24 protein-coding genes and 2 tRNA genes are annotated in these 26,096 nt (G+C 34.4%); 10 read left to right on the plus strand and 16 right to left on the minus strand.

Going from position 1 to position 26,096, the window contains the following annotated elements; translation table 11 throughout:
- The first annotated feature begins 25 nt into the window (after window positions 1–25).
- From FLEMA_RS75385 to FLEMA_RS75410, 6 genes are all read left to right on the plus strand, one after another.
- On the plus strand, window positions 26–853 hold the full coding sequence (locus tag FLEMA_RS75385; RefSeq protein WP_081681406.1) for a T9SS type A sorting domain-containing protein: 828 nt from the start codon (window positions 26–28) through the stop codon (window positions 851–853).
- A gap of 30 nt (window positions 854–883) precedes the next feature.
- The gene (locus FLEMA_RS75390) at window positions 884–1,912 is read left to right on the plus strand and encodes a hypothetical protein (protein ID WP_144080176.1); all 1,029 of its coding nucleotides are present in this window, start codon (window positions 884–886) and stop codon (window positions 1,910–1,912) included.
- A gap of 31 nt (window positions 1,913–1,943) precedes the next feature.
- Window positions 1,944–4,916 (plus strand): beta strand repeat-containing protein, encoded by a 2,973-nt coding sequence (locus FLEMA_RS75395; RefSeq protein ID WP_081681407.1) that lies wholly within the window; start codon window positions 1,944–1,946, stop codon window positions 4,914–4,916.
- 90 nt (window positions 4,917–5,006) lie between these two features.
- Window positions 5,007–5,690 carry a hypothetical protein gene (locus FLEMA_RS75400; RefSeq protein WP_044174074.1) on the plus strand — a complete coding sequence of 228 codons (684 nt, stop codon included), beginning with the start codon at window positions 5,007–5,009 and terminating at the stop codon, window positions 5,688–5,690.
- A gap of 4 nt (window positions 5,691–5,694) precedes the next feature.
- Window positions 5,695–6,210 (plus strand): thioredoxin family protein, encoded by a 516-nt coding sequence (locus FLEMA_RS75405; RefSeq protein WP_044174076.1) that lies wholly within the window; start codon window positions 5,695–5,697, stop codon window positions 6,208–6,210.
- 16 nt (window positions 6,211–6,226) lie between these two features.
- The gene (locus tag FLEMA_RS75410; RefSeq protein ID WP_044174078.1) at window positions 6,227–7,192 is read left to right on the plus strand and encodes a DUF6089 family protein; all 966 of its coding nucleotides are present in this window, start codon (window positions 6,227–6,229) and stop codon (window positions 7,190–7,192) included.
- Window positions 7,193–7,577: 385 nt separating this feature from the next.
- Here the strand turns inward: FLEMA_RS75410 and FLEMA_RS0163535 are convergent, their stop codons facing one another.
- Window positions 7,578–8,750, minus strand: a complete 1,173-nt coding sequence (locus FLEMA_RS0163535; RefSeq protein ID WP_026998032.1) for a metallophosphoesterase — start codon at window positions 8,748–8,750, stop codon at window positions 7,578–7,580.
- 404 nt (window positions 8,751–9,154) lie between these two features.
- On the opposite strand from FLEMA_RS0163535, the gene FLEMA_RS75415 reads away from it, so the two are divergent.
- Complete coding sequence (locus FLEMA_RS75415) at window positions 9,155–9,769, plus strand: sensor histidine kinase (RefSeq protein ID WP_218918553.1); 615 nt, start codon at window positions 9,155–9,157, stop codon at window positions 9,767–9,769.
- Window positions 9,766–10,461 carry a LytR/AlgR family response regulator transcription factor gene (locus tag FLEMA_RS75420; RefSeq protein WP_044174083.1) on the plus strand — a complete coding sequence of 232 codons (696 nt, stop codon included), beginning with the start codon at window positions 9,766–9,768 and terminating at the stop codon, window positions 10,459–10,461. Before FLEMA_RS75415 ends, FLEMA_RS75420 begins: the two co-directional genes overlap by 4 nt.
- Before the next feature lie 88 nt (window positions 10,462–10,549).
- Here the strand turns inward: FLEMA_RS75420 and FLEMA_RS0163595 are convergent, their stop codons facing one another.
- The 13 genes from FLEMA_RS0163595 to FLEMA_RS0163715 all read right to left on the minus strand — a co-directional run bounded on the left by FLEMA_RS0163595 (window position 10,550) and on the right by FLEMA_RS0163715 (window position 22,914).
- Window positions 10,550–12,508: an alpha-L-fucosidase gene (locus tag FLEMA_RS0163595; RefSeq protein WP_218918580.1), complete on the minus strand. Its 1,959-nt coding sequence runs from the start codon at window positions 12,506–12,508 to the stop codon at window positions 10,550–10,552.
- 449 nt (window positions 12,509–12,957) lie between these two features.
- Window positions 12,958–13,716, minus strand: a complete 759-nt coding sequence (locus tag FLEMA_RS0163610; protein ID WP_026997598.1) for a GLPGLI family protein — start codon at window positions 13,714–13,716, stop codon at window positions 12,958–12,960.
- A 12-nt stretch (window positions 13,717–13,728) separates the two neighbouring features.
- Entirely contained in the window at window positions 13,729–16,335 is a 2,607-nt protein-coding gene (locus FLEMA_RS0163615; RefSeq protein ID WP_044174087.1) for a peptidase associated/transthyretin-like domain-containing protein, read from the minus strand.
- Window positions 16,319–17,188: an HTTM domain-containing protein gene (locus FLEMA_RS75425; protein ID WP_044174090.1), complete on the minus strand. Its 870-nt coding sequence runs from the start codon at window positions 17,186–17,188 to the stop codon at window positions 16,319–16,321. The genes FLEMA_RS0163615 and FLEMA_RS75425 overlap by 17 nt, the downstream gene beginning before the upstream one ends.
- Window positions 17,175–17,774, minus strand: a complete 600-nt coding sequence (locus FLEMA_RS0163640) for a hypothetical protein (RefSeq protein WP_144080177.1) — start codon at window positions 17,772–17,774, stop codon at window positions 17,175–17,177. The genes FLEMA_RS75425 and FLEMA_RS0163640 overlap by 14 nt, the downstream gene beginning before the upstream one ends.
- Window positions 17,775–17,828: 54 nt before the next feature.
- A complete protein-coding gene (locus FLEMA_RS0163650; RefSeq protein ID WP_026997602.1) occupies window positions 17,829–18,092 on the minus strand; it encodes a hypothetical protein in 264 nt (87 codons plus the stop codon).
- Window positions 18,093–18,135: 43 nt separating this feature from the next.
- Window positions 18,136–18,399: a hypothetical protein gene (locus tag FLEMA_RS0163655; protein ID WP_026997603.1), complete on the minus strand. Its 264-nt coding sequence runs from the start codon at window positions 18,397–18,399 to the stop codon at window positions 18,136–18,138.
- A 280-nt stretch (window positions 18,400–18,679) separates the two neighbouring features.
- Entirely contained in the window at window positions 18,680–19,309 is a 630-nt protein-coding gene (locus tag FLEMA_RS76425; protein ID WP_052354347.1) for a response regulator transcription factor, read from the minus strand.
- Window positions 19,310–19,589: 280 nt separating this feature from the next.
- On the minus strand, window positions 19,590–19,739 hold the full coding sequence (locus FLEMA_RS77015; RefSeq protein ID WP_159102745.1) for a hypothetical protein: 150 nt from the start codon (window positions 19,737–19,739) through the stop codon (window positions 19,590–19,592).
- A 186-nt stretch (window positions 19,740–19,925) separates the two neighbouring features.
- Window positions 19,926–20,501: an NAD(P)H-dependent oxidoreductase gene (locus FLEMA_RS0163695; RefSeq protein ID WP_026997605.1), complete on the minus strand. Its 576-nt coding sequence runs from the start codon at window positions 20,499–20,501 to the stop codon at window positions 19,926–19,928.
- 77 nt (window positions 20,502–20,578) lie between these two features.
- Window positions 20,579–21,403: a helix-turn-helix domain-containing protein gene (locus FLEMA_RS0163700; RefSeq protein ID WP_026997606.1), complete on the minus strand. Its 825-nt coding sequence runs from the start codon at window positions 21,401–21,403 to the stop codon at window positions 20,579–20,581.
- 72 nt (window positions 21,404–21,475) lie between these two features.
- On the minus strand, window positions 21,476–22,255 hold the full coding sequence (locus tag FLEMA_RS0163705; protein WP_218918554.1) for a type 1 glutamine amidotransferase domain-containing protein: 780 nt from the start codon (window positions 22,253–22,255) through the stop codon (window positions 21,476–21,478).
- A gap of 95 nt (window positions 22,256–22,350) precedes the next feature.
- Window positions 22,351–22,914 carry a Crp/Fnr family transcriptional regulator gene (locus tag FLEMA_RS0163715; protein WP_026997608.1) on the minus strand — a complete coding sequence of 188 codons (564 nt, stop codon included), beginning with the start codon at window positions 22,912–22,914 and terminating at the stop codon, window positions 22,351–22,353.
- Between the two features lie 302 nt (window positions 22,915–23,216).
- On the opposite strand from FLEMA_RS0163715, the gene FLEMA_RS75435 reads away from it, so the two are divergent.
- Window positions 23,217–23,477 carry a hypothetical protein gene (locus FLEMA_RS75435; RefSeq protein WP_044174095.1) on the plus strand — a complete coding sequence of 87 codons (261 nt, stop codon included), beginning with the start codon at window positions 23,217–23,219 and terminating at the stop codon, window positions 23,475–23,477.
- Window positions 23,478–23,995: 518 nt separating this feature from the next.
- Here the strand turns inward: FLEMA_RS75435 and FLEMA_RS0163755 are convergent.
- Window positions 23,996–24,070, minus strand: a tRNA-Glu gene (locus FLEMA_RS0163755).
- Window positions 24,071–24,151: 81 nt separating this feature from the next.
- Window positions 24,152–24,223 (minus strand) — tRNA-Glu (locus FLEMA_RS0163760).
- Between the two features lie 278 nt (window positions 24,224–24,501).
- Between FLEMA_RS0163760 and FLEMA_RS75440 the strand changes: the two genes are divergently transcribed.
- On the plus strand, window positions 24,502–26,085 hold the full coding sequence (locus tag FLEMA_RS75440) for a putative maltokinase (protein WP_044174097.1): 1,584 nt from the start codon (window positions 24,502–24,504) through the stop codon (window positions 26,083–26,085).
- Window positions 26,086–26,096: the final 11 nt, after the last annotated feature.

The raw sequence follows: 26,096 nt of genomic DNA on the forward strand, positions 1-26,096 counted from the left end.
AACCCCATATTAAACCAGCAATACAATGAGGCATTTTATTTTATTCTTATCGGGTATCTTGATTCTATCAATGCAATCAAGTTTTGGACAATTACGCTTTAAATTAAGTTTAGACGAGGACCTGAAAACTTACAAGGTCAGTGCTATTTCAGAAAAAGACTTATATAAACCAGATAGTTACCTTGGAACAGCTCAAGTAACCTTTAAAGTAAGTGCTCAGTCATCATTTAAGATAACGAACATTCAGACTAAAAGTAGCGAAGTGTTCTGGGATGTTAATAGTGTTATAAACGCACATCCATTAGCTCCACAATATATTTATTACTCTATTGGTCTACGTTCAGAAACAGACTTTTACACTTTTAAGGCAAATGAGCCAGTAGAGCTATTTTCATTTCAAAATAAAGGTGATGATAATCCAATGATTGAGCTGATTACTAATCAGGATATACTGGCAAAATCAATGAAAGTAGCCAAGGCAAATATAGGTAATCAGATTAATGTATTAGGTATAAACAATGGGATGACCAACGCCTATGTAGGTAATTATCTTTCAGAAGGAGGCAATAGTGACATTGCTAACCTTCAAATCCAACAAGTATATCCAAATCCAGCAACAGACAAAATATCGGTAGTTTGGGAGAATCGATTACAGGAGCCTGAAGCGGAGATGAATTTGTACATTATTGATAGCCAGAGTGGTAGGGTTGTTCAATCTCAGGGAGTGGATACAGGGTATGGGAAGAAATTGGCTACTGTAGCCTTGAATGATTATAAGTCAGGAGCATACTTACTAAAAATACAAGGAAAACAGTTTAGCTCAAAGGCTGCTCATTTTACGATAGTAAAGTAATAAGCGTTTAAAATATAAAAACAAGAAAATATGAGAAAAATAGCATTATCTCTTAGTGTGATGATAACTCTGCTTTTATTCAGTGTATCAGCACATAGCCAAGTTGCGAGTCCCCACTTTAGTTATAAAATAGAACTGAAGTCGGATGGCTACTATTATGCTTCAATGAAGTCAGATATAGCCTTGAGTCTTGCTGCTGAGCAGACCAACATCTCAACGATTCAGTATACCTTAGTCGCTCCGATTGGAACATTTGCTCCTGTGGCACAAACAGGAAATACCATGACTAATGTAGCACCTTTTGAAGATCTCTTGCCTTCAACCAATTCAGGTCAGTATAGCTGGATTCGTCAAAGAACAGCATTTAATGCCACTACAGAATATGGCTTTTTTTCATTGCCTGTATCTGTTATCTTAACAGACATAGCAGCTAATGTAGACATTCCTCTATTTCGTTTCAGAACACAATCTTGCCTTGGTGATGTAAGAATGTATAGAGTAACAGCCGACGCTAGTGGCCCCGCTGATACCAAAAAACTGAATTCAGGCCTTTCTATTACTATTAGTGGTATAAATGGGGGTCTTAATGAGGCATACAAAAATAACTATGGAACAGCTGCAAGTTGCCCAAGTACTGGTACACCTGATGTAACTACATCGATATCAGGGCCAACGACAGCAACTCCCAATGTAGCATATAGCTATACTGTAAGTATAAATAATGTAGGCTCTGTACCAACTACTGGTGCAATTACAGAATCAATATCAATCCCTTCAGGAATGACCTTTAATAACGGAGGTGGAAATGGATGGGTTTGTAATCCATCTGGCCCAGTAGTTGGCCCACTAACATTAACTTGTACCAATAATGCTCCCAATATAGCTGCTAGTGGTAGCTCAAGTTTTCCAGTTAGTGTAACTCCAACAACAACAGGCTCATTTAGCATCACAGGAATTGTATCTGGTGGTGGTGAAACAAATACAGGAAATAATACTGCAACAAGTAATTCAACTCTTGCAGGATGCGGTATTAGTGCTGGTACATTAACTAAAAATTAGAATGTTATTCTAGCCAAACAAATCTAGATTTATGAGAAAAAATACATATCCAAATAATTTCCTATCATTACGACCAAATGGTTTGTACAGCATGATAGGGATAGTCATGCTTATGCTTATAATTAGCATAACAAGTTATGGGCAAGCTTGTAACTATAAGACAGGTACAGTGACAATGACACTTACAGGGCAATCTACAGGGGCAAATATCTCTAGTCAGCTTGTTTTGACCAATGCGTCAGGTATTATTCAGTATGTTTCGCCTGTAAATACACTTACAATTAATAATGTAAGTGCCAATAACTACCAAGCAATTGCGGTAACGTATAACAATAGCGTTGCTCCAAATTTAGTAGTAGGGGGAGATATCAATCAAGTAAGCTATTGTAATAAAACCACCCCAATTGCATTGAACGTTTGTGATTGTAATAACACAACAGGAGTATTTACTGTAACTCAATCGGGGCAAACAAATAGTGCTGGGCAAACTAATAAGTATGTCCTAACAAATGGTACAGGTCGTATTATAGCTATTTCTAATAGCCCAAGCTTTTCAGGATATAGCAATGGTATTTATAATGTATACGGTGTGAGTTATGCAGGTAATATAAACGGTTTGGTTGTTGGCGGTTTGATCAACTCTATTAGTGGAGATTGTTTTGATATTACTGCGGCTGTCGGATACGTTGTCTGTGTGCCAGAGTTAAGTTTGTTGAAAGCAGGGCCGAGTGTGGCAGAAAAAGGTGTAAACTATAACTATACATTGACAGTAAGTAATACAGGTACAGCACCAACTTATGGAACAACTGTGGTATCAGATACCTTAGCTACTGGCTTATCTTTTGTGTCTGGTTCTGGTTCTGGTTGGTCTTGTGTGGCTTCTAATTTGGCAGATGGTAGAAAACTAGTAACGTGCTCAACAACCTCATCTATTCCTTCTGGAGGTAATAGCCCAATTAACTTGACTGTGATAAGTAGCGTTACAGGTACAATTGTGAATAAAGCTTGGGTAAGTGGTGGCGGAGACATTGTTCCTAAACGTCCATCGAATCCAGTTACAACTGTTATTAACGAACCGGCTAAGCCTAATTTAGTAATAGCAAAAGTAGGCCCTTCTTCAGGAACTGTAGGAGTTAATTTCGACTATACCCTAACGGTTAGTAATACTGGAACAACTGGAACAAGTGGAATTATTACTGTTTCAGATAACTTACCAAACAATTTGTCTTATGTAGGAGGTAGTGGAAATGGTTGGACATGTAGTGCCGCAGGACAGTTAGTGACTTGTACAAGTAGCTCAGCAATTGCAGTGAACGCTAGTAGTAATATTGTGATTACTGTGCAACCAATCTCAGCAACGCTTGCTGGTTCTCCAGCTCGTAACGTTGCTTATGTATCTGGTGGTGGCGACCCTACCGTTGATCCTAAGCCATCGAATCCTGTAGAAACCGTTATTAATCCAACACCTAAGCCTAATTTGTCTATCAATAAAACAGGGCCAATTACAGCTACAGTAGGCGTTAATTATAACTATACTCTAACAGTTAATAATACAGGTAATGCTTCAACAACTGGAACAGTTACTGTAACTGATGTTTTGGCAAGTAACTTACAATATATTGGAGCTACTGGTAGCAACTGGAGCTGTAGTGCCGTTGGCCAAACAGTAACATGTATGAGTAGTTCAAGTATTGCTGTAAATGGTTCGTCTGTTATTAATTTAACCGTGAAACCTTTAGATGCTGCAAGTGGTACAACCATCAAAAACACAGCTTCTGTAAGTGGTGGTGGTGATACAAACCCTCCAAAACCATCTAATGAGGTTACTACCGATATTAACCCTGCACCAAAACCTAATCTATTGATAACGAAGGCAGGCCCAGTAAGTGGTACATTGAATGTGAATTACGACTATACATTGGTTGTAACAAATAGCGGAACAACTTCGACAAATGGTGTTGTTACTGTAACTGATAACCTTCCTGTTGGCTTAACTTATGTGACTGGCGGTACTAATGGATGGACTTGTAATGTTGTTGGTCAAGTTGTAACATGCACCAGTTCGGCAGTATTAGCGGTGAATGCTAGTAGTTCAATAACAATAACTGTAAAACCAACTCAGGCTGGAACTTATACAAACGTTGCTAGTGTACAAGGTGGTGGCGACCCTACTCCTGAAGTATCTAATAATGTGACAACAAATGTTATTAATCCTCCAAAACCTAATTTGGTGTTGACTAAAACAGGTCCTAATATTGCATCTGTAGGTACAAACTTCGATTATACTCTTACTGTAAACAATACAGGCTTAACTGCTACAACAGGTGCTATTACCGTAACAGATAACTTGCCAAGTCAACTACAGTACGTTAGTGCTAATGCGTCAGGCTGGACTTGTAGTATTGCTGGACAGACGGTGACCTGTACAAGCTCCTCGTCGATTGCTCCTAATGGAAGTAGTGTAATTGTATTAACAGTAAAACCATTAACTGCAACTGCCGCAAATACCCCTATCCGTAACACTGGTTATGTAATAGGTGGTGGTGACCCTACTACAACTCCAAAGCCATCTAACGAAGTACCTACTACTATCAACGATGTGCCGAAAGATAATGTAAGTATTGCGAAGAGTGCTCCAAATACAGGTACTGTAGGTGTTAATTACAATTATACCTTGACCGTTACAAACGGTGGAACAGCAGCTACTGTAGGTGTTGTAACTATTACTGACAACTTACAAGTTGGACTTCAATACGTATCAGGAGGTGGTTCTGGATTTACATGTAGCACCAATGGACAGTTAGTTACTTGTACCAATAATGGTTCTACTCAGATACCTGCTGGACAAAGTATTAATATCCCAATTACGGTGAAGCCACTTTTCAATGGAGTGTTTAAAAATACAGCCAATGTAACAGCTGGAGGAATTACAAAACCTTCAAATGAAACAACAACTACTGTTAACTGTCCTACCGACATTAACCCAGGTGTGCTAGGTTTTTAAAATACTAATATCTTGGATATGACCGATGTGTCATATCCAAGATATTATTCCATGCTTTCAATTGAATACATATCAATAAAAGCAAAAATTATGAAAGAACTATTAAATAAATACTTGATATGGATTCTTTACTTGTTGCTGGCTACAGGAATAAATACTTATGGGCAGACTCAAGGATGCAATTTCAAACCGGGTAATATAACCTTAACCTTAGCTGGTCAAACCCAAGCACCAACGGTGGTTAGCTATGTTGTTCTGCTTGATGCAAATAATATTATCACTTATAAATCTACCCCCAACAATACTACCCTGTATAATGTAAGGGTAGGTGGCTATCAAGCTGCCTCTATTACGTATGATATGAACCAATCTATTATACCTAATATTGAGGTTGGAAGTGATTTTAATAATCTTGAGCATTGTTTAAAAAGTAATACTGTTGATTTGTCTGTTTGCGACTGTAATACATATAGCTCAACTATCACGGTTCCTCCTGCTAATGGAATTAACCCCCAATATGTACTTACCAATGGAAGAGGTATTATACAGGCTATTAGTACAAGTACTACATTTAACAACCTAACTAACGATGTATATAATTTATATGTCGTGTGTGGCAATGGAAGCATTAGCAATTTGACAATAGGAGGTAAAATAACCAATATTGCAGCTAGCAACTTTTGTATGCCTAATCCTTTACCGTATATAATTTGTACACCCGATTGTGTGCCATTATGTGTGCCTATCAGTGTTGTAAGAACCAGAACTAGATAATAGAATGTCCAACTTTTTGAAAGTAATCTTGTTATTGTTTGGGACTTCTTGTTTTGTAAGTGCCCAATCCACATCGATTCATTGGTTGAGTATTGACAGCCTTAATGAAAAATATAAACAGTCGCCTAAAAAAATATTGTTTGAAGTATATTCAAAAGATTGTCACTATTGCCATGATTTTGAAGAAAAAGTACTGAAAAACCAATGGTTAGCTCAATATATAAATGATACTTATTATGCCGTAAAATTAGATGCTTTTGACAAAGCTCCTATCAATTTTGCAGGACATTTGTACCAATCTAAAGATGGAATGAATCCTCTGGCAAGCTATCTCTTAAAGGGGGTAATAAAATTCCCTACGATAGTGTTTATTGATGAACAACTCAAGCTATTAAACTATTTACAAGGATATAATGACGTGGTGAAAACAGAAATGGCTATGAGATATTTTGGCGATAATGCTTATAAAACGATTGCGTGGCCAACATATCAACAAACTTTTCAAACTAAAACACATTAGTAAATATTGCCATGATATGAGAAAAATCCTTGGCTTGTGGTTGGGTCTTTTGCTAGCTTCTGTAACAGCTGAAGCACAGTACAAAGCAAAATTTGATGATTACACATCATTTGAGGCAGGTATTGGTGGAGCTTGGTATTATGGAGATCTAGCTCCAATAAAAGATTTTCTCCAATCAACCATTCATAATACCTACTGGAATGTTTCAGTAGGAGTTAATCGACAGATAAGTAGACGATTTGAAATAGGAGCAGGTTTAATGTGGGCGAGGCTAGGTGCCGATGATATACATTCTTCTAAGTTAGAGAATTATGCCCGTAATCTTCATTTCAGAAATGATGTGAATGAAGCTAGTTTGCAGTTGCGATACCTACCATTTACTAATGCTAGTAGTCAATTTAAACGAAATTTAATTCAACCTTATATAGGTGCTGGTATTGGCTATTATATTCATAATCCCAAAGCCAAAATCCCTGTAGATATGGGCGACCAATGGGTAGCTTTACAGCCTTTAGGTACAGAAGGCCAGAATACAGGTAATGAGGTCTATGCTACTCCATACGCCCTGAATGGTATTAGTATTCCTATCAGTATAGGAATACGCATGAAATATAAACGAAATATAGACATTGCCTTTGAACTTGGATATAGAGTGCTATTCACTGATTACATCGATGATGTAAGTAGTATATATCCCAATACGTTGTTATTCAGTGGTTCTGACAGGGCTCTTGTAACCCGAATGTCCAGAAGAGTAGAAGAACTTATTCATGCTCGTACTGGGCAAGACCGAACCTCTCAATTAATATATTTGCTTGAAAAAAATAATTTACCAACCAATGACCCTCTCAGTGAATTGGCAAGTTTGGGGGGAGTTGGAAGTAAAAGGGGGACTGTTGATGGTAACGATAGCTACTTGGTAGCTACTGTTAAGATAAGGTATCTAATCCCTACAACTATAAAGTGTCCTAAGTTAAAGTAAGAAAATAATGAAATATGGTATGAAAGGGAAGTTTCATTGCGAGTGAATTACCTTCGGTATTCTAATAAGAGGTTATCTTTCATAAGATACCTCTTATTTTGTAAAAAAGAAGTAAGAGCAATAAACGATGTTGTTTACATACAAAATTGAAAGTGATCACTCATTGTGTCGGTGCTTGCTCCTAATGTTATTTTAGGTTTTTCCTTGTCGGTTGTCCTTTCCCTCAATAGTTTATTGCTGCACGCCAAAGCTTAAATCATCTACTAATGCTATATTGGTGACGTTTGAAGTACCAGACTCCCAAACTATTTATAAGAATGTTAGCATATTATAACTTTTTATAAATATTTAGGCAATAAAAAGCTGTCATCGACAAGTACGAAATTTATATTTCTTCTTTTTCCCCATTGTGCAAAACCCTGTAATATTTGCACCCTTCAATGAGTAAACCTTCTGATTTAGTGTTCGGGAAATTCTTATGGTAATCTTTGGGGTGTTTTACATCAATACCTATTACTTTACCTTTGTATTGTCGGTTGACTTTAGGTTGAAGTGTATGCCCAACAACAATTGACCTTGCCTGGAACTTATTCAAACTACGCTCTACTACTTCTTGTGTCAAATTGCCTTTGAAATAACCTCTATACCAAGAAATTCCTGTATAGGTAGAAATCAACAATTGTGTTAAGTTTTTCTCTGATTTTGGATAATAAGGTTTATAATAATGCTTCCTTACAATTTCATTGATTTCATCTAAGGTTACACGATATTTTACTAAATCTGGGTGTAATCCTCCATGCGTAAAAAGTATTCCGTTAATACATTCTAGGGTATTTTTACTTGCCATCCATTTGCCAATAAATGAATTTGAATCGTATAATTCGTCTTGTCGCTTTCCTAAAATTGCTGCCACATGAAAGTATTTTTGAGATGTCGTTTCGTAATTTCCCTGCATATTTTTCAATTCGTGATTTCCCAAAATAAAATGAACAGAACCGCCTTGTATTGTAGCCTCTTGTTCTAGTTTATAAATAAACCAAAGTACTTGGGTTGTTGAAAAATCTCTATCTACAAAATCTCCCACTAACACTAAATGACCCTTTCCAAAAGTCCAATTTAGGTTTTTATCAATCACCTTATTATTGATAAGAAAATCTCGGAAAGTTTTAAAACTACTTTCAATATCTGAAATTGCTAAAATCTTGTTTTTATCATGATAGGTATTTACTGGAGTTTTTATATTCCTATTTATTGAAAATTCAAAACGGGTGGAATCAAGTGAGAAATAACAAAAAGTTGGGATTTCCTTTTCGGTTGTGTACTCTTTTTGGTCTAATGAAAATCCATTATCTTGGTTACCTCTGATATAATTCACCTTTAATACACTATCTTTTTTATAGAAAACATAAGGGCCATCTTTATCCCAATTCATCATTTTGGGGTCGTCGCCATAATGGAAGCTTGCCCCGTGATATAAACCAAATAAGATGCCTAACGTGCCGAGAACTAAAATTGCTGCAGTTATATGCTTTGCGAATCTGAAAATTCTTTGTTTCATTTTTTTAATTTTAAGTTTCTGCAAACGTAAATGTGGTTTTATCACTTTTAAAATAATTGTGACAAACACATTGTTAAGGACAATAAAAAGTCTTGTAGCGTGAATAAAGTGATTTCATCATAGATTGGTTAAATTTCAACACCGCATATCAGTTGTTGGTCAACTTTATTTTAGAAAATACACATTAGCCTTAATTTTGCGACATGATATTCAAAAAATACAATACGAATGTGGTGGTACTCGTGCTAGTTATTGTAGCACTTGTGCCGATAATTATTACAGCATTTGAAGTAATTTTCACCGACAATAAGTCTGTTGTTTTTCTAGGGAATTATCATCCCAAAGTCACTATTCTTGTTATTTTATATTACATTTTGTTGTTGGGTATTGGTATTTTTTGGTTTATGAAACAGCTAATTGCTATTGCCCAGCTAAAAAACGAAAAAGCAAAAGCAGAATTAATGCTTTTGAAAAGTCAAGTAAATCCACATTTTTTCTTTAATATACTCAATAACTTATATGGGTTAGTTACTAAGGATGCCAAAAAAGCACAAGAATTAATTCTTAAATTATCGGATATGATGCGTTATAGTATTTATGAAGGCAAAAAAGAAATGGTAACGCTGGAAGAAGAAATAGGCTATTTGAAGAATTATATTGAGCTGCATCAAATGAGGTATCACAAAAATATAGCGATTTATTTCAACGCTGATATTGATGAAAACAGTAAAGTTGTTCCTTTGTTATTTATTATTCTATTAGAAAATTCTTTTAAGCATGGAGTCGAGACTTTGAGAGAAAACGCTTTTGTGAAGGTCGATGTTGTTTCTGATAAAAACGAGATACAATTTACGGTTGAAAATAATTTTGGTATGTCTGGAAATAAAGAATATAAACCAGGAATTGGACTGGAAAACCTACGACGAAGACTGGAATTGATTTATCCCAATAGGCATCATTTATCATTTTCGGTAATTGAAAATGTTTACAAAGCACAATTAACTTTAGGCCAATTATGATTAAATATTTAATTATTGATGACGAGTTTATTACTCATGACATTATCAAAGGCTATTGTGATTTACTACCACAAATGCAGTTGATGAAGAGTTGTTATGACGCTTTGGAAGCATTTGAATATTTGAACAAAAATGAAGTAGATTTAATTTTTTTAGATTTGAATATGCCCATATTAAAAGGGTTTGAATTGCTCAAAACTTTAACTCATCCACCCAAAGTAATTGTAACAACAGCTTATAAAGAATATGCCCTTGAAGGTTATGAGCATAATATTTCGGATTATTTATTAAAACCATTTGGCTTTGAACGCTTTTTAAAAGCCATTAATAAAACGTTCAGTAGTACAATCGCTAAAGTTGTTGAGCCATCAGCAAGCAAAGAAATGTCTAATCGAATTTTTCTGCAAAGCAATAAAAAGTCCATTCAAGTTGAAACTAATACTATTCAGTACATCGAAGCTACTGGAAATTACAGCAAAATCGTAACTACAAGTGAACCAATCACCATCCGAGAAAAAATATCAACTTTATTAGAATTGTTGCCAAAAAATGTATTCTTGCAAGTGCATAAATCATTTGTAGTTGCTCCAAAACACATAAAAAGTATTGAAGGTAATAGAATATTTATTGGTGAGCATATCATTCCTATCGGGAAAACATTTAGAACAAATGTTACTCAATTATTGAAATAGCCTGTTTTGAATAATACAAAGGTCGTAGGCGAGTTTTTTCTATTAGCAGGCAAATTAATTTGCCTGCTAATAGAAAAAACTTGATTACCTATTCCGTGATAATATCAATTTCAGCATAGCCGACGGTGTCATCGTCTTTGGTGTTTCGTAAAGCTCTTAATTTGATGTATCTAGCTTTTTGAGGGGCAAAAGTTTTGATTTGCCACAAAGGATTATTTTTAATATTTGAGAATTCGCCTTCGTCAACTTGTTTCCAGTCGTTGCCATTCTCAGATACAAAGAAACTGTAATGTGTGATAATTCCTGAACCCCACCAATTTTGGTCAGGCAAGTATCTGAAACCGCTAATGTTTTGATTTTTACCCAAATCGATCACCAAATCAACGGGCATTTTAACCGTATTTTTTTGATACCATTGTGTATCTGGATTGCCATCTAATAGGTTATTCGCTGCATTATCTTCAATACCAACAATTTTCCAAGACTTTTTAGCAATATCAAATTTTTCCTCCGTCAAAGCACTTGTCTTTTTACTTTTTGGGTCATAACTAATACATTTAACGGCAACTTTTCCATCATCAGTTTTGATAGGCCCAGTATATTGATTCGATTTTAAAGTAGGCGTGCTACCATCTAATGTATAATATATTTGAGACTCGAAGTCTGCTGGAATAATTCGTACATCTCCCGAACGCTCACGAATGGCTACTGGTGGCACTAATATTTGGGGGGCATCATAAATGCCAATATTAGAAATCAGTGGGCATTCCTTAGAATCGGTTATGTTCAATCGAAGTTTTGTAGCTTTAACAGTTTTGAAACGTAGAATACGTTTATAGCCTATCGTTGTTTCTTTGGCTACTTCTTCCCATTGATTATTGACGAAGGCTTCCAAAGTAAACGATTTTACCCTTTGTCCTAATTTGATATACTCTTGTATCAAAAAACGATTAAAGGTAGTGGGTTTTGCAAAATTGAAAGTTAAGCTAGCAGACTTTACCTTATCATCGGTTGTCCAATAACTTTCAGTACTTACATCAATGGCCTTATTTGCTCCAAATTGTGGGTTGTTTCCACGCACATTAGACGCTACTACATTTGCCCCTTTAATAAGGTTTAGCGAAAATGCTTCTTTGACAGCTTTTCTAAAATCCAACACGGCTTTTTCATCATAAGGATGAATTAAACCATTGGGCATAATAGGAAAATTTAATAACAAAGTGGCATTTCTACCAATAGAATTGTAATAAATATCCATCAATTGAGGTAAAGTTTTTACTTTGCTATCTTCTTTCGGATGATAAAACCATTCGGGTCTGATAGATGTATTTACTTCGCCTGGTACCCAAGTATTCCCATTTTCTAATCCGTAACGAAGCATTTCTTCTGGTATATCACCCTTTGCATTTAATAAACTCCAGTTGGTTTCGCCAACATAACCTGCTTCCGTTCCAACCCAACGAAGGTCTGCTCGATCTCCGCCATCATTCCAAATTACAATCTTGGGTTGTAAGGAACGAACCAGTTTATACGTATTCTCCCAATCATAGTAAATATTACGGTCTATCTTGCGTGTTTCATTAGCTCCGCCATAATAACCAGAACCTCCGTTGGCACCATCAAACCAGACTTCAAAAATTTCACCATAATTTGTCAATAGTTCACGCAATTGATTTCTGAAATAAGTAATGTATTCTGGTTTTCCATAGTCTGGATGATTTCTGTCCCATGGCGAAAGATAAATTCCCAGTTTCAAACCATACTCTTTACACGCGTCGGCCATTTCACGTACAATGTCGCCCTTTCCATTTTTCCATGGAACATTCTTTACTGAATAATCCGTGTATTTTGATGGCCAAAGACAAAAGCCACTATGATGTTTTGCTGTAATAATAACACCTTTCATACCTGCCTCTTTACAAATTCTGGCCCATTGGCGACAATCTAATTTATCAGGATTAAAAATTTGAGGGTCTTCATCACCTTTTCCCCACGACATATCGGTGTAAGTATTGACCGAAAAGTGGACAAAAGCATAATATTCCATTTGCTGCCATCTCAGTTGGTTTGGGCTTGGAATCGGAAGAAGAGGGGACGGTGCTTTTACTTGGCCAAATGTAAAAAAGTTTGTATTGGCAAAAATGAAGCATGCTAAAATCAAGTTTTTATAGTTCATGTTATGATAAGAGTTAGACAACCTTATAGCGGTCTCTTTTTAAAAACAGCTTTTTGAATTAAAGTAAATAAACATAGAAAATACTTGATCAAAAGCTATTTTTTTCAAAAGAGCCAGTTTTCCAACAATTATTTTGGGCATTATGAGTTTGAGTAGTTTATAGATGGTATTTCAAACAAAAAAGATAAATGCCTGAAAACTCAATGTTCAGAGAGCATTAATACCTATCCTTCTGCTTGTCTTTTAGAGGGTGGTGAGAGCCTAAGGAACAAACTCTTAGACTCACTAGACCTGAGCAACGAAGATGATAATATATTCAATCATTTCATCATTGCCATCATTGATTTGATTAATTCCGACTTTTTTTCCAGAAATAATTTTTCTTGAATTTCTGAAGCCTTTTTGTTTTTATCAAAATCTGCTTTTATTTTGGCAATTTCCTGCTCTAAAGGATACGATTGTTCGGTTATATATTCGATTTTTTCAATTTGTGTAGTTCTGAAAAAATCCTCTGACCAGATAACCAAACCAGGCAATCCAAAATAATTGGATGGCCCACTCGAAACAGGTATTTTGTCTGTAAACCATACCGATATTAAGTAGTTTTTGTTCTTAGCTATAGCCTTAGTACAATCAAACCCAAGCATGTTTTTCTTTTCGTTAGTGATGCTCCATTCCAAATCTTTCATTCCTCCATTTGAATAAAAAGGTCTATTAAAAATACTTTCATATTTATAATATGTTTTGGGTGATGTTTTGATACAGTAAGCTAATTCATCATTTAGTTTTAATTCTACGGCTTCTTGCCCTTTGGGTTTATTGATGTTCAACCGCTCAAATTTATAGAGAGATTGGCTTGTTTTTGGGTTAATATACAGTGTATAGTGATACTTATATCCTTGTTTTAAGGCTATACTTGCTTTTACTTCATCTTGTGGACGAGAAGTATTAGCAGGAATTTGATACTGGCTCGTAGGGGTTGAAATATAGGATACCTTTATTATTTTATTTTCGGCTTGACCATAAAAAAGGTTGGACACCAGACATAAAACCACTGAAAATATAATGTTTTTTCTCATAGTAAATTTTCGTTAAAGATGTAATGATACTCCCAATATTAAGTAATTGATTCTGTAAAAATTGATATTTTGATTTAAGACGATTCCGTCTGAAAATTGATTTATTGCTGAAAAATTATCTTTGTAAATATTAAATAAATTAAATAGAGACTTGCCTTTTAAAAAAAGAGATACTGTGTCGTTCAATTTATAGGTAGCTTTAATATCCATTAACGGAATACTAAAGGAAGATGCTAACGAATTATTTACTCTTTGTGATAGTGCTATTTTTCCTTCAAATTTTTCATGATTGGCAATCAAATCTATCGTATAAATTTGAGATGAAAATTGGTTTAAAAATTCGCTATCAATATAGATCTTTTGCGTATTGGTAATGTACGAAATATCAATTTGGGTTAGAAAAAAAGATTTGGGTTCAAATCCAATTTGGAAACTATATAATTGCCCATCTAAATTAAATTGACGAGCTGTATTGTCAGAATAGGTAGGATACCGTGATGACTTTGTGCTAGAATTAACACTAAACTCTATTCTATGTAATCTTTCACCGAAATAAAAACTTTTTCTTGCTCCAATATTCAAGCCAATGTTCTTTTTTTCGTCAATTAAATAGTTTTTATAATAAAATACGTTGCGTTCTACTTTATCAAAAATGGGTTCTAAATAATTGTTTTTTATTTCGTAGTTTCCAATGATGTTAAAAGACTGCGATTTGGCCACATTAGAATAATAATACCCCAATGTGGCTTTTTTAGTATTAGTTACACGAAAATTATAATCATTATTTCCCAAGATTCTATTGTTGAAAGATACCGCCAAGGTGTCTAGGTTTTTATACAAATCGAATAATGAATTATACTGATTATAGGTAACATTGAGGCTATTACTACTATTGATTTTGTAATTAATAGAGGTATTAATTTTTGCTATTGTATTTGCCTTAAAGTCATTTAAAGCAAACCAATAGTTATCATTACCAATCACAAAATAATAATCAAGTGCTTTAGTTTTTCCACTTCCACTTAGGTATATATTCCCATTGGTTCCATTTCTTTGAATAGACTGTCTATTTTTAATGATACTACTTTGATTAAAAAAAGCGTATTTTGAGCCTAGTTCTAGCGTAAAAAGGTTAGAAAACTTGTATCGCAACCCTAATTCTGGATTTATTTGGGTCTGAGTTAAATCAAAGTTTTGAGCTATTTTTCCATTTGTAGCATTCGGTGTAAAAAAAGAAGATTCAAAACTATTATTGGACTTTTCAGTTGAATAAGACAAAGTTGCAGTAAAAATCATTTTGCTAGACAGTAAGCTACTCATATTTAGTGCATTATGGATATGTGTACTAAAAGCCGCGGTTTCATTATTCTCGATGATATTCGCAGCTACAGTGTTATAATTATTGATATTATTGATATCCTGATTTTGTTTGTGGACAGTACCAACCTCAAAGACATAATCTAGCACAGTTCTTTTATGTAGTTTGGTACTGAAGTAATATTTCAAAGAACCAAATTTTCCCAAATCAGACAGGTTATTCAGTTCTTTTTTAGCAGTAGTATTCGTAGCAAGTATCTGAGTTGTATTTTGATTAAGCTTAGTGGCTTCTAAAAAATTCAAATATCCAACAACTCCCATCTTATTATTATCTCCTTGTTTTCTAACAGTTAGGCTGGTGTTGGAGTTAAAGTTTTTTTGAAGGAGTTCATCTTCTACAAAAAAATTACTGAAATTATTTTTAAAAAAGCCAGACGATTTTTGAATAGATGATTCTGATATATCCTCAAAACTTAATTCTTTCTCTCCAATATTATTAGTATTATGAATTAAAAAAGCATTAAAAGCATCAGAAAAAAACATTCCTTTGGCTTTTAATTCATAACTGTTTTTGATACCGACAGCCCCATCAATTTTTTCCTTTAATACACCTTTAAATTCTTTTTTTGTTTTAATATTAATCACAGAAGTGGTGAAGTTATCGAAGTCGACTTTAAAATTATCTTTATAGTTATTAATCAATTGTAGTTTTTCCATCATATCAAAATTGAGGTTATCTAAGGCTATTTTATTTTGATTAATAAATACTTCTTTTTTATTAATCAAAACCTTTGTGATAGGAATACCCTGATAAGAAATCCCCCCTTCTTTAGTCACGATAAATCCTTCAGTTTTATTCAAAATGTCTCTCAAAGATGAACTTGGTGTAAGGTTTAGATTTTGGGTTTTAATATTCATGGTATCTCTTAAAACATCCGTTGTTACAATTACCTCTTTCAACTCTATAGAAGTTTCTTCTAGCATAAATTCTAGCGGTTTTTTTACTGGTAGAGATATTTTCTGAGTAATAGGACTAAATCCAAAATATGATACTTTTAGATAGACGAATAAAATTGGTTTAGGGATTTTTAACGAAAAAAAGCCTTCCTCATCAGATATATTGAAAGCAAGGGCATTTAACAAGGTAGAATCTTCAAACGCTACAATATTAGCATTAATAAGTGGCTCAGATTTAATATTTTTGACATAGCCTTTTATTATATCTTGTGCATTACAAAGGTGAGCACAGAAAAATAGGAAAAGGAATACACCAAAAAAGCAAGGTTTATATTTTAATTTCATTAGGTTGTAAGCGATAGAAACCAGCGATATTCCAAACTATTAATAGTGCTGAGAATGAATATAATCCAAGTATATAGGCAATACCAAGGTGCATTAGTACACACAAAGACAAAATCAGATACCGTGTTTTATCTATCCAAATAAAAATTGAATAGAGGGTTTCTAAAAGGACAGTACCAATACCCACAACTAAAAGAATATAAGGTGGTATTTTGAAATAATCATTGTACACAGACGATATAGAACGCCAAAGTGACATTCCATTCCACCACTCGGGGTCTAAGGCTTTGGCTATTCCTGCAAAAAAATACACGATACATAAGTGGATTTGTATGATACGAATATAATTGAAAGCATAGTCTCGTGGTGTAAAATTAAAAATACGACTATCTATTGAAAAATACCTTCCGACAGGAAACCATACACAATAAAAAAGCGACATCGTTAAAAATTGGTCATAACCATAATTCAATTCGTTGAAGGACTTAAAAATCAGTAGTTGAAGGATTAGTGCTATAGAAGTTACAAATCGTGTTAAGAAGCCTACCATCATTAGGATTAGCATCGTGACATAAATAATTTTGATGTTTCCATAGAAGAAATCAACCATACCATACAGAGATAGGTAATGATTTATCCATTCAAACGAATCTCGATACTCACTAAAAAAGTACATTAATTCACGTGGAATAAAGGTTTCATCTTTAGAGAAAAGAAGAGGAAAGTCGACCCCCAATGCCAGTATATCAACAAGGGCAATGAATGAAACAGCAATCCTAAAAAAAGTAAGAAAAAACTTCTCTTGTTCAAAATCCTGAGTTGAATAAAAAGCTTTCCATTTAGATAAGGTCATATTGGTAAATTTTTTCGATGTAAACTACGTTTTTATTTAACTTCTTTTCATTCCATATACTAATAGGAAGCACAGTAATGAGGCTAATTTTATACGAATAAGCATTGGCAATGTGTTTGGATACACGCTTCCCTAGGTGTTTAAATACCTTCTCTACGTATTTATCTCTTAAATCTATTAATTTTTGATTTGTTTTTTTATCTCTTTTCATTCTTCCTGTTTCATCAATAAAATTAGATATATGGGTAGGAAAACCATCAAAACGACTTTTACCGACTGTTGTTTGAAAATGAAAAGTATCATCTTTAAATATCACATTACAGTTTTTATCAAGTATTTCTATAGTAACAAATTTTTGAGTTGCCACACTTGTTCCAAAAAAGCCATAACCTGTATTTGTTCCCGTTAAAATACGATAAGTATTAAAAAGAGGAAGACTATAGAAAAAAGATGAAATACTACTAATGAATGGGATTGGTCGATCTATTTTTTCATTAACTGAAATATAGCCTTTAATGCACAAATGTGTGGCAAAAAAGAGAATGAATGAAAAATGTATCACTGCAAAAATTAGGCTTTTTTTCATTGTTATATTCATATTGTTTAGGCAGTTTCAAGCATTGAAACTGCCTAAAAATTACTAGTAATTAGAAAGAGCTTGATTCAATACATCTAAGTCTGAACCTGTCGCAACTTGTGTCCATTCTTTGTGATATTCGCTCCACACAACATCTTTATCCGTTTTGGTAGAATATGAATTTGAAAAAGATTTGGCTAAACCAGTATTGAAAGTATTCAATTCTGTTTGAATATCGTAAGTGCCCGTAGTTTTATCCGCATTTTTAAAAGAGAATGTCAGGAGGCTAAGAGCCAATAATGCGGAAGATAGAATGATTCTTTTCATGATAGTTAAAATGTTAGTTTTGTTATTTTTACCAATGACGTTACTAATAATTGGAAAGTGCGTGATCCAAAATTTCTAAGTCTGAACCCGCTACCACTTGTGTCCAGTCTTTATGCCATTCACTCCATACTACATCTTTATCAGACTTGCTAGTATGAGCACTCGAAAAGCTTTTTGCTAAACCAGTGTTCAACGTATTTAATTCTGTTTGAACATCATAAACTCCCGTAGTTTTATCCGCATTTTTAAATGAGAACGTCAGGAGGCTAAGTGCCAATAATGCAGAAGATAAAATGATTTTTTTCATGATATTAATAATTAAATAGTTAGACTCTCATTTTATTTAGCCTTTGGAGAGCTTTCTTAGGCTACATACATTTATATATTGGGTATGCTCCAAATATCCTTTATTTTTCTTTGGGTCAAAGGCATTATCCCGCAATTCGTAGCTACAAGAATATCTTGAGTGGTTATAAAAAAGATTGATTAAATCAACCTTTATCAAAGATATGAGAATAAGAAGAGAGAAGACAATAGGTAGCACCCTATGATTTTTTGAGTACCCATCCCCAATTTTGTCAATTTATTTATTTTTTTACGCTTTCAGTTAAAAAAACAGATAAAGCGGCTAAGTTGTGTTCAGTAGAAAGGTGTAATTTTTTACGAATATTTACTCTATGGTTTTCAACTGTTTTCTTTGAAATAAAAAGTGCCTCTGCTATCATATTTGAAGAATATCCTTTTGATAAAAGGTCTATTATTCTTTTTTCCATTTTACCTAAAGAAGGGTAATTCATGAAGGCAAGTTCTAAAACCTCGGAAGGAATAGAGTCGTATGGCTTGGAAATATTGATTATTTTGATGGCCTTCGATACAGCCTCTTCAAATCGTTCTATACTAAAGGGTTTGTACAAATAGTCTATGGCCGACACCTGTAAAGCGTCTATAATCTTTTCAGAATATCCCGATACAAAGATTACATTGATGAAGGAATGATGATGAACGGCTTGATACAATTCTATCCCTGATAATTTAGGCATATTAATATCTGTGATAAGTAAATCAACAGGGTTTTTTAGGAGGAACGAGAGTGCATCTAATGGTGTATGAAAAATCGCTTTTAATGAAAGGTGATTATTTTGTTCAAAATAGTATTTCAATAGCTCAAGGCTTGACTCTTCATCATCAACAATTACACAAGAAAGTTTGTTTTTCATTTTGTAGAAGTTGTTTAAAGGTATATTAGGTTATAGCATATTCATATGTTAAAAATAATAAAATGTAACTTTAAATACAAATTTATACGCTCATTTTTAAATTTATACGTATAATTAATATAATGGCTAAACGTAAAAAATAATAACCTAGAGGGTTTTGTCAACATTAAAAATTCTTACGTTTATCGTCTTCGATTTATGGCAAAAATCGAAATTTGAAAGAGCAGTAGAACTGAAGTTTGTAATCAGACCTACTGCTCCCTGTAACAAATTAGTAATTTTATTGCCACATCATAAACCCTTCATAGGCAAAGTATATTACCGCTACATAAAAGCTGTATTTTAGGGCTTTCTTTACTACTTTGTAGCTTTTGAAAAGTATCGGATGATAAACTGATTTGTTAAACGGCACTTTTGTTGATTGTTCCATAGTATTGATTTTAATTGTTATGAAAAGTTGTTAGTTTAATGCTTTGCAAATAGTAATAACATTGCTTCGGTAGTGACTAAACGTAGCGTTTTATCGCAGCCATCAAGGTAGAGCTTCTGATTATTCCTCCAGATCTTGTCTGTTTTATCATACTGTTGGTTGTAACAGAGGTTTTGAATACAAGACTCATTTAGCATAAAGGCTTTCGATTTGGGCAGACCATGCAGCAATCGTTTCGGCATTGGCTCTGTCAGCTTTGTCAAAGAAGAAATGTTGCTCGATTTCAAATCCACAATAAGTAAAAATACCTTTGTCGGATGTGAGCGAAAGGGCTTTGTTCATTCCAATACTTTCATATTCTGCATGTGATTTTCCATGAGTATTGATAATGGTTGTTCGTTTGCCCGTAAGCAAACCTTTTTGAACACCTTGAACGTAACGATAGGCAAAGCCATAGCTAAAGACACGGTCGATAAAGCCTTTCATAATGGCAGGCATTCCTGTCCACCAAATAGGATAAATAAACGTAATATGGTCTGCCCACAAAATGTAATCCTGTTCAAGTTTTACATCATCTGCCACTTTTCCCATGCGTTGTCCATTCATATCTTCTAATGAAAGCACAGGGCTGAAATGAAGCTGATACAAATCTCTTATTTCAATGTCGTGATTGTTGCTTTGCAAACTATCTACAACTGTCTGCATAAGGTGATGGTTCAGACTGCCATCATTAGGATGAGCATAAATAATTAAATGTTTCATGGTCTTATCTTTTAATTTTGATAAGACAAAACTACAGTAACACCTTTTGCTAAAATTGTAAGAAAACGAAATGGAACTTATTCAGCTTTGGCCATACAAATATCTTGCTGGAACTTGATGTACTTTGTTGGGCTAATATTGATATAATGCTTAAAATCGTGAATAAGTTGGCTTTGGTCATAATATCCACATTGGCTGATGATTTCAAACCAATCAATTTTACTGGTATTTGAAGCAATGTTTTGAATGAGCTGAATGGCTTTCAAAAAACGTTGATAGCGGCAGATTTCTTTGGCCGTAAATCCTAAGGTTTTTTTATGGGTGAGTTGAATATTTCTTTCGGTTTGGTTTTGCTGACTGGCAACGATTTTGATTGGATTTAGGTTTTCGTTTTTAAGATTTGTCAACTTTTCAACGATTGTATGTCGTTGTTTTAAATAAGGTTTACAAAATTCAAGCATGAACTCTACTCGACGATGCGTATCATCTATTTTATTAAGTTCTACCCATAAAGCAGTAAAACAGTTTTCATCGAGCAAATCGTCGGGGTGGAGGGGCAAATGTTCGGCAATTGATGCGTTGCCAAAGAAACGATAGAAGGCGTCGTCTTTAAAATTGGCCACTAAAATCTCGGAATTGGGTGGCAAAGAATAATCAAAAGCCTGCTTAATTGGCCCAATAACAAGGCATTTATCAACGGCTAATTCAGTATTGTATTTGGAATGAAGTATTGCTTTTACGCCAAAATTAAAAATCAGGATAGTTTGAAACGAAGGTAATAAAGTTTTTGAAATATTATCAGAAGAATTGTTTTTAGCATAATAAAAGTGAGAAAATACTTCCTCATAGTCTGTCGGAACAGCTATTCTCAAGCTGATATATTTACTTTTGTGTGCTAGCATTTTTGAATTTTAGGTAAAAATACAAAAAGAAACTACCCAAGAGTAGCTTCTTTTTGATAAAATAAACCCTATTTACTGCTTAACTGATAATAACTTTAGCACAGCTTCGCCCACTTCTTTGGCTGATTGTGGATTTTGTCCTGTTACTACTCTTTGGTCAACAGCTACGTGTGGTTGCCAAAGCCCTGATTTTTCAAACTTTGCTCCACGCTCAATAAGTGTAGTTTCCAAAGCAAAAGGAACTACGTTCTCTAATTTAACTGCGATTTCTTCTTCATTGGTAAAAGCATTGATTTTCTTACCCTCAACCAAATATTTGCCTGTCGATAATTTAATATTTACCAAACCCGCTGGCCCGTGACATACTGCACTTACAATACCATTGTTCTCATAAATTTTCTGAGCAATAATGGCAAGTTCTTTATTATCAGCCAAATCCCACATAGCACCATGGCCACCTGCATAAAAAATAGCTGCATATTCTTTCGGCTTGATTTGGCTTGGTTTACGTGTATTTTCAATTTTGGTATGGTATTTTGCATTTTCCCAAAACTTTTTGTTTACTGTATCTTCCAAATTAAACCCGTCAACAGGAGCTTTCCCACCTTTGGGGCTTACAAAATCTATTTCATATCCAGCCTTGTGCAACACCTCCCAAGGGTGTGCCACTTCCGATAAATAATAGCCTGTAGTTTCGCCTGTATTTCCTTTTTTGTCATGGCTTGTTACCACGAATAGAATTTTCTTCATTGTATTTGAGTGTTTGGTTTGTGCAAATACTTGATTGTGATATGACAAAATAGTAGCAATCACCACAATCATTATTGCGATTTTTTTCAATGCGTTTTTCATCTTTTGTATTGTTTAATATTGACAAGGCAAAGTTGATAACAAAGGCAAAAATCGTACAGGAGGTATGTCACAAATTTGATGTGATGTATGTCACATTATGAAGAAAGACGGCTTAGGGTTTCTCTGGAAACCCCAATATAAGAAGCGATTAGTGTTTTGGGAACTCGTTGAAAAAGGCTGGGGTAATTTACCAATAAATCTTCGTAACGCTCTTTGGCATTGTTGTTTAGCAAAGATAAAATTCTGCGTTGTAAGGCTATGTAGCCCAAATTTGATTTTTTTCTAAAAAAGTGTTCAATCTTGTGAAGTTCAGCACATATTTTTTCACGATTAGTAAGAGAAATACAAAGTAATTCTACTTCTTCAATACAATTAATTGCTAAAGTAGCTGTACTTTGACCAAAATAGGCTTGATAATCGGTAATCCACCAATCTTCCATCGCAAATTGCAAAATATGTTCTTTGCCATCGTGGTTGGTAAACGATGCTTTGAGTAAGCCCTTCACCACAAAATAATCGTTGATAACGCTATCACCTTCTTGAATAAGGAATTGATGTTTTTTTAGCTTTTTGGTGGTAAAATGAGAAAGAATATAGTCAAATTCTTGGTCTGTCAGCGGAGTTATTTTTTCAAAATGTTGTCTTAGCACTTTAGTCATTTTTAAAGGAAATGTTTTGAGAATTATTACCGAAAATTGACACTTAGCTACAAGTATTGTTAAAAACGTTTCTTTGTTCAATAATACTTGTAGCTAGACTTTGTAAATACATTATAAAGTTTTTTAACGATTTCTTTTGTTATTTGATTTCAAAATTGTGCTAAGATATTGTCTTACCTAGCCAGTTGATTCTATCTTCAAAAATAGTATAACAATCGATTTTAAGTATTTTTTCACGGCTCATTTGGCAAAAACAGCTAAATAAGGATTACCCTTTACCATTTTTCTTGCTACCAATTTCAATGCAATCAGCTCAGTGGCCACAACAGGCAGCCTTGAAAATTGGTAGCAATTTAATTCAAATGGTAAAACTTAATAAGCTTGAGAAATTAATGTTTTTGAAAATCTATGAAAAATGTACGTATCAAATTGAATATAGACTAGGGAACACTATAGCTGGTTGCGATGAAGTCCCAGAAGAACTCCCTTTCATCCAAGCCGACATAGAAAAGCTATCAAACACTAAAATGATCAATAATTGGATTTTAGAGAATTGTAAATAAATAAGCCCATTTAAAATTATATCACCCAAATATAAACAACCTTTTCAGCGTGACATTACTGAAAATGCTACATTAACTCTAAGAGAAAAACAACCCAATAAATAGGTTGTCTGGTTTAGAAGAAAAGACGAAGGCATTTTTTGATGTATGGGACATCGTTTTTTAAAATTATTTACTCAAATCAAGACCCATTCTATTTCGTTCTTGTAGTAGAGTTAGTAAAAATTGCAAGTTTTACGGATATTAAAAGTAATTTTTAAAGCATTCTAAAAAGGTAGGAAAGCGTCGAATATTATTCTCTATATCAAGACTATCACGATACCTTTGAGGGATATCATTATAGATTTGACGAGACCGTAATTCTCCAAAATCTATAATATGAGTATGCTTGGCAGAATCTTTCCCTTCAAAGCATTGTTATTTAAAGCTTTTGGCGAATATTGAAGACAGTATGTATTGAGGCATAAAAACAAAAAAGCGAGCTATTTAGCTCGCTTGCAGTACTTTGATAATCTGTATGGTAGTCCGTACGGGAATCGAACCCGTGTTTCATCCGTGAAAGGGACGTGTCCTAACCCCTAGACGAACGGACCAATTGGGGTATTTACTATGGACTATCAATCAATGAGAGTCTGGAAAAAAAAGCCCCGATTCTGTTTGAATCAGAGCTTTTGTAGTCCGTACGGGAATCGAACCCGTGTTTCATCCGTGAAAGGGACGTGTCCTAACCCCTAGACGAACGGACCAATTGGGGTAACGAACTTTGAAAAGTTATTTCCTTTTCGTTTTTCGTGGTGCAAAATTACTGGTTTTATTGATACACTCCAAATGTTTTTTTGAAAAAAAAATGAAATATTTTCAAACTGCCTGATAGTGAGTAGGTTTGGAAAGTATTTTTTTCTATTCTCTAGTAGAAGCCTTTTATTGGTAAGGTGTTTGATTTTTTCATTTTCAGTTTTTATTTTTTCTCCTAAATAAATTCTAAATTTAAGTTCTGAAAATACCATTTTTGAAAACAAAAACTATGAATGAAATAACATCGGCACATTTGAGTTCTCAGCAGGCATGGGAGCATATCAAAAGTGATAAGGCTTTATTTAACCAATTTGAAGCTGAAATTCTACCGCCTTATATCAATAGCTGTCGGTGGTTTGCTGGAAAAGCACGTACTCAAGAGCGTTTTTCTATCAAAACGGCCATGGAAATACCAATCAAGGATTCAATAGCTTTGTTGTGTATTGTTGAGGTGCTGTATAGCGACGGAGAAACCGAAAGCTATTTATTGCCTTTGTCGTTTATTGAGGCAACCCTGTCAAAAGAGATTATTTCAACAGGTATCATCACACTGGCTTACATCAACAATAAGCGTGGTTTTGTTATTGATGCCTTATACGATGAGCGTTTTCAGCAGGCTCTGTTTTATCAAATTGCTCATGCTGAGCCTTTACAGCAGACGGTCGGAAAGTTGGATTTTGTACGAGGGAAAGGACTTGCGGGTGAAGATATTAATGCCCCTATTGCTTCAAAAGCTCTTACTTTGGCATCGTCAAACTCGGCTATGGTTTTTGGCGAAAAATACTTTATGAAGCTGTATCGTAAATTATTCCGAGAAACCAACCCAGAGGTAGAAATGATTGAGTTTTTGACTGAGTTTTCGGATTTTGCTTTTATTCCTGCTTTTGCTGGTAGTATTACTTGGAAATCTGATGGACTTGAGGATATTACCTTGGGAATGATGCAGAGAATGGTTGATAATCAGGCTGATAGCTGGGAAATGACAGGGGGGCAGTTGGATGACTTTGTGGAGGCATTTGTTGAAAAAACATTCTCGATTAAGGAACAGGTTTTTGAACAAGTAGAGCTTTTGGCTCAGCGAACTGCCGAAATGCACTTGGCTTTGTATGCTCCCAATGCCGATAAAATGTTTGCGACTGAGGTTTTTACAGAAGATTATCGCCGATTTATTCATACTCGACTTTGCCATTTGTTAGATAAACGCTACAACCTTCTGATTGAAAAATATACTAGTATTACCGACCCCGTAACCCGAAAATTGGCTTGGGACTTTATGGAGGCCAAAGAGTTGATAGATGAATTTGCTGATCAGATTTTGACTAAAGATTTGGAATCACTTCGGATTAGAATTCATGGGGATTATCATTTGGGGCAGGTGCTAGCAACTAGCAATGATTATATCATTATTGATTTTGAAGGTGAACCTGAAAGTTCTATTACAGACCGTAAAATCAAACATTCGCCTCTGAAAGATGTAGCAGGTATGATTAGAAGCTACCATTATGCTATTTCTGCAAAAATGTTTAACGACCCTGATGCGGCCAAATTGGATACAACAAGAGTTCAATTGGCGGCCGACCGATGGTATAAGTTGATTTTGCAGACTTTTATGGAAAAATATCTTGATACTTTTGGCAAGCCGCACCCTCTTTTCAAAAATAATAATGAAATAAATTTCTTGATGTTGATTTATTTATTAGAAAAAGCGGTGTATGAGCTAGGCTACGAAATTAGTTATCGCCCTGATTGGGTCAAAATTCCTCTCAAAGGGATTGTCAATGTAATCCGAGAAATAGAAAAATTGAAAATGTAGACAAAGATACC

It is taken from the genome of Flectobacillus major DSM 103, from assembly GCF_000427405.1.
GTDB classification, from domain to species: Bacteria; Bacteroidota; Bacteroidia; order Cytophagales; family Spirosomataceae; genus Flectobacillus; species Flectobacillus major.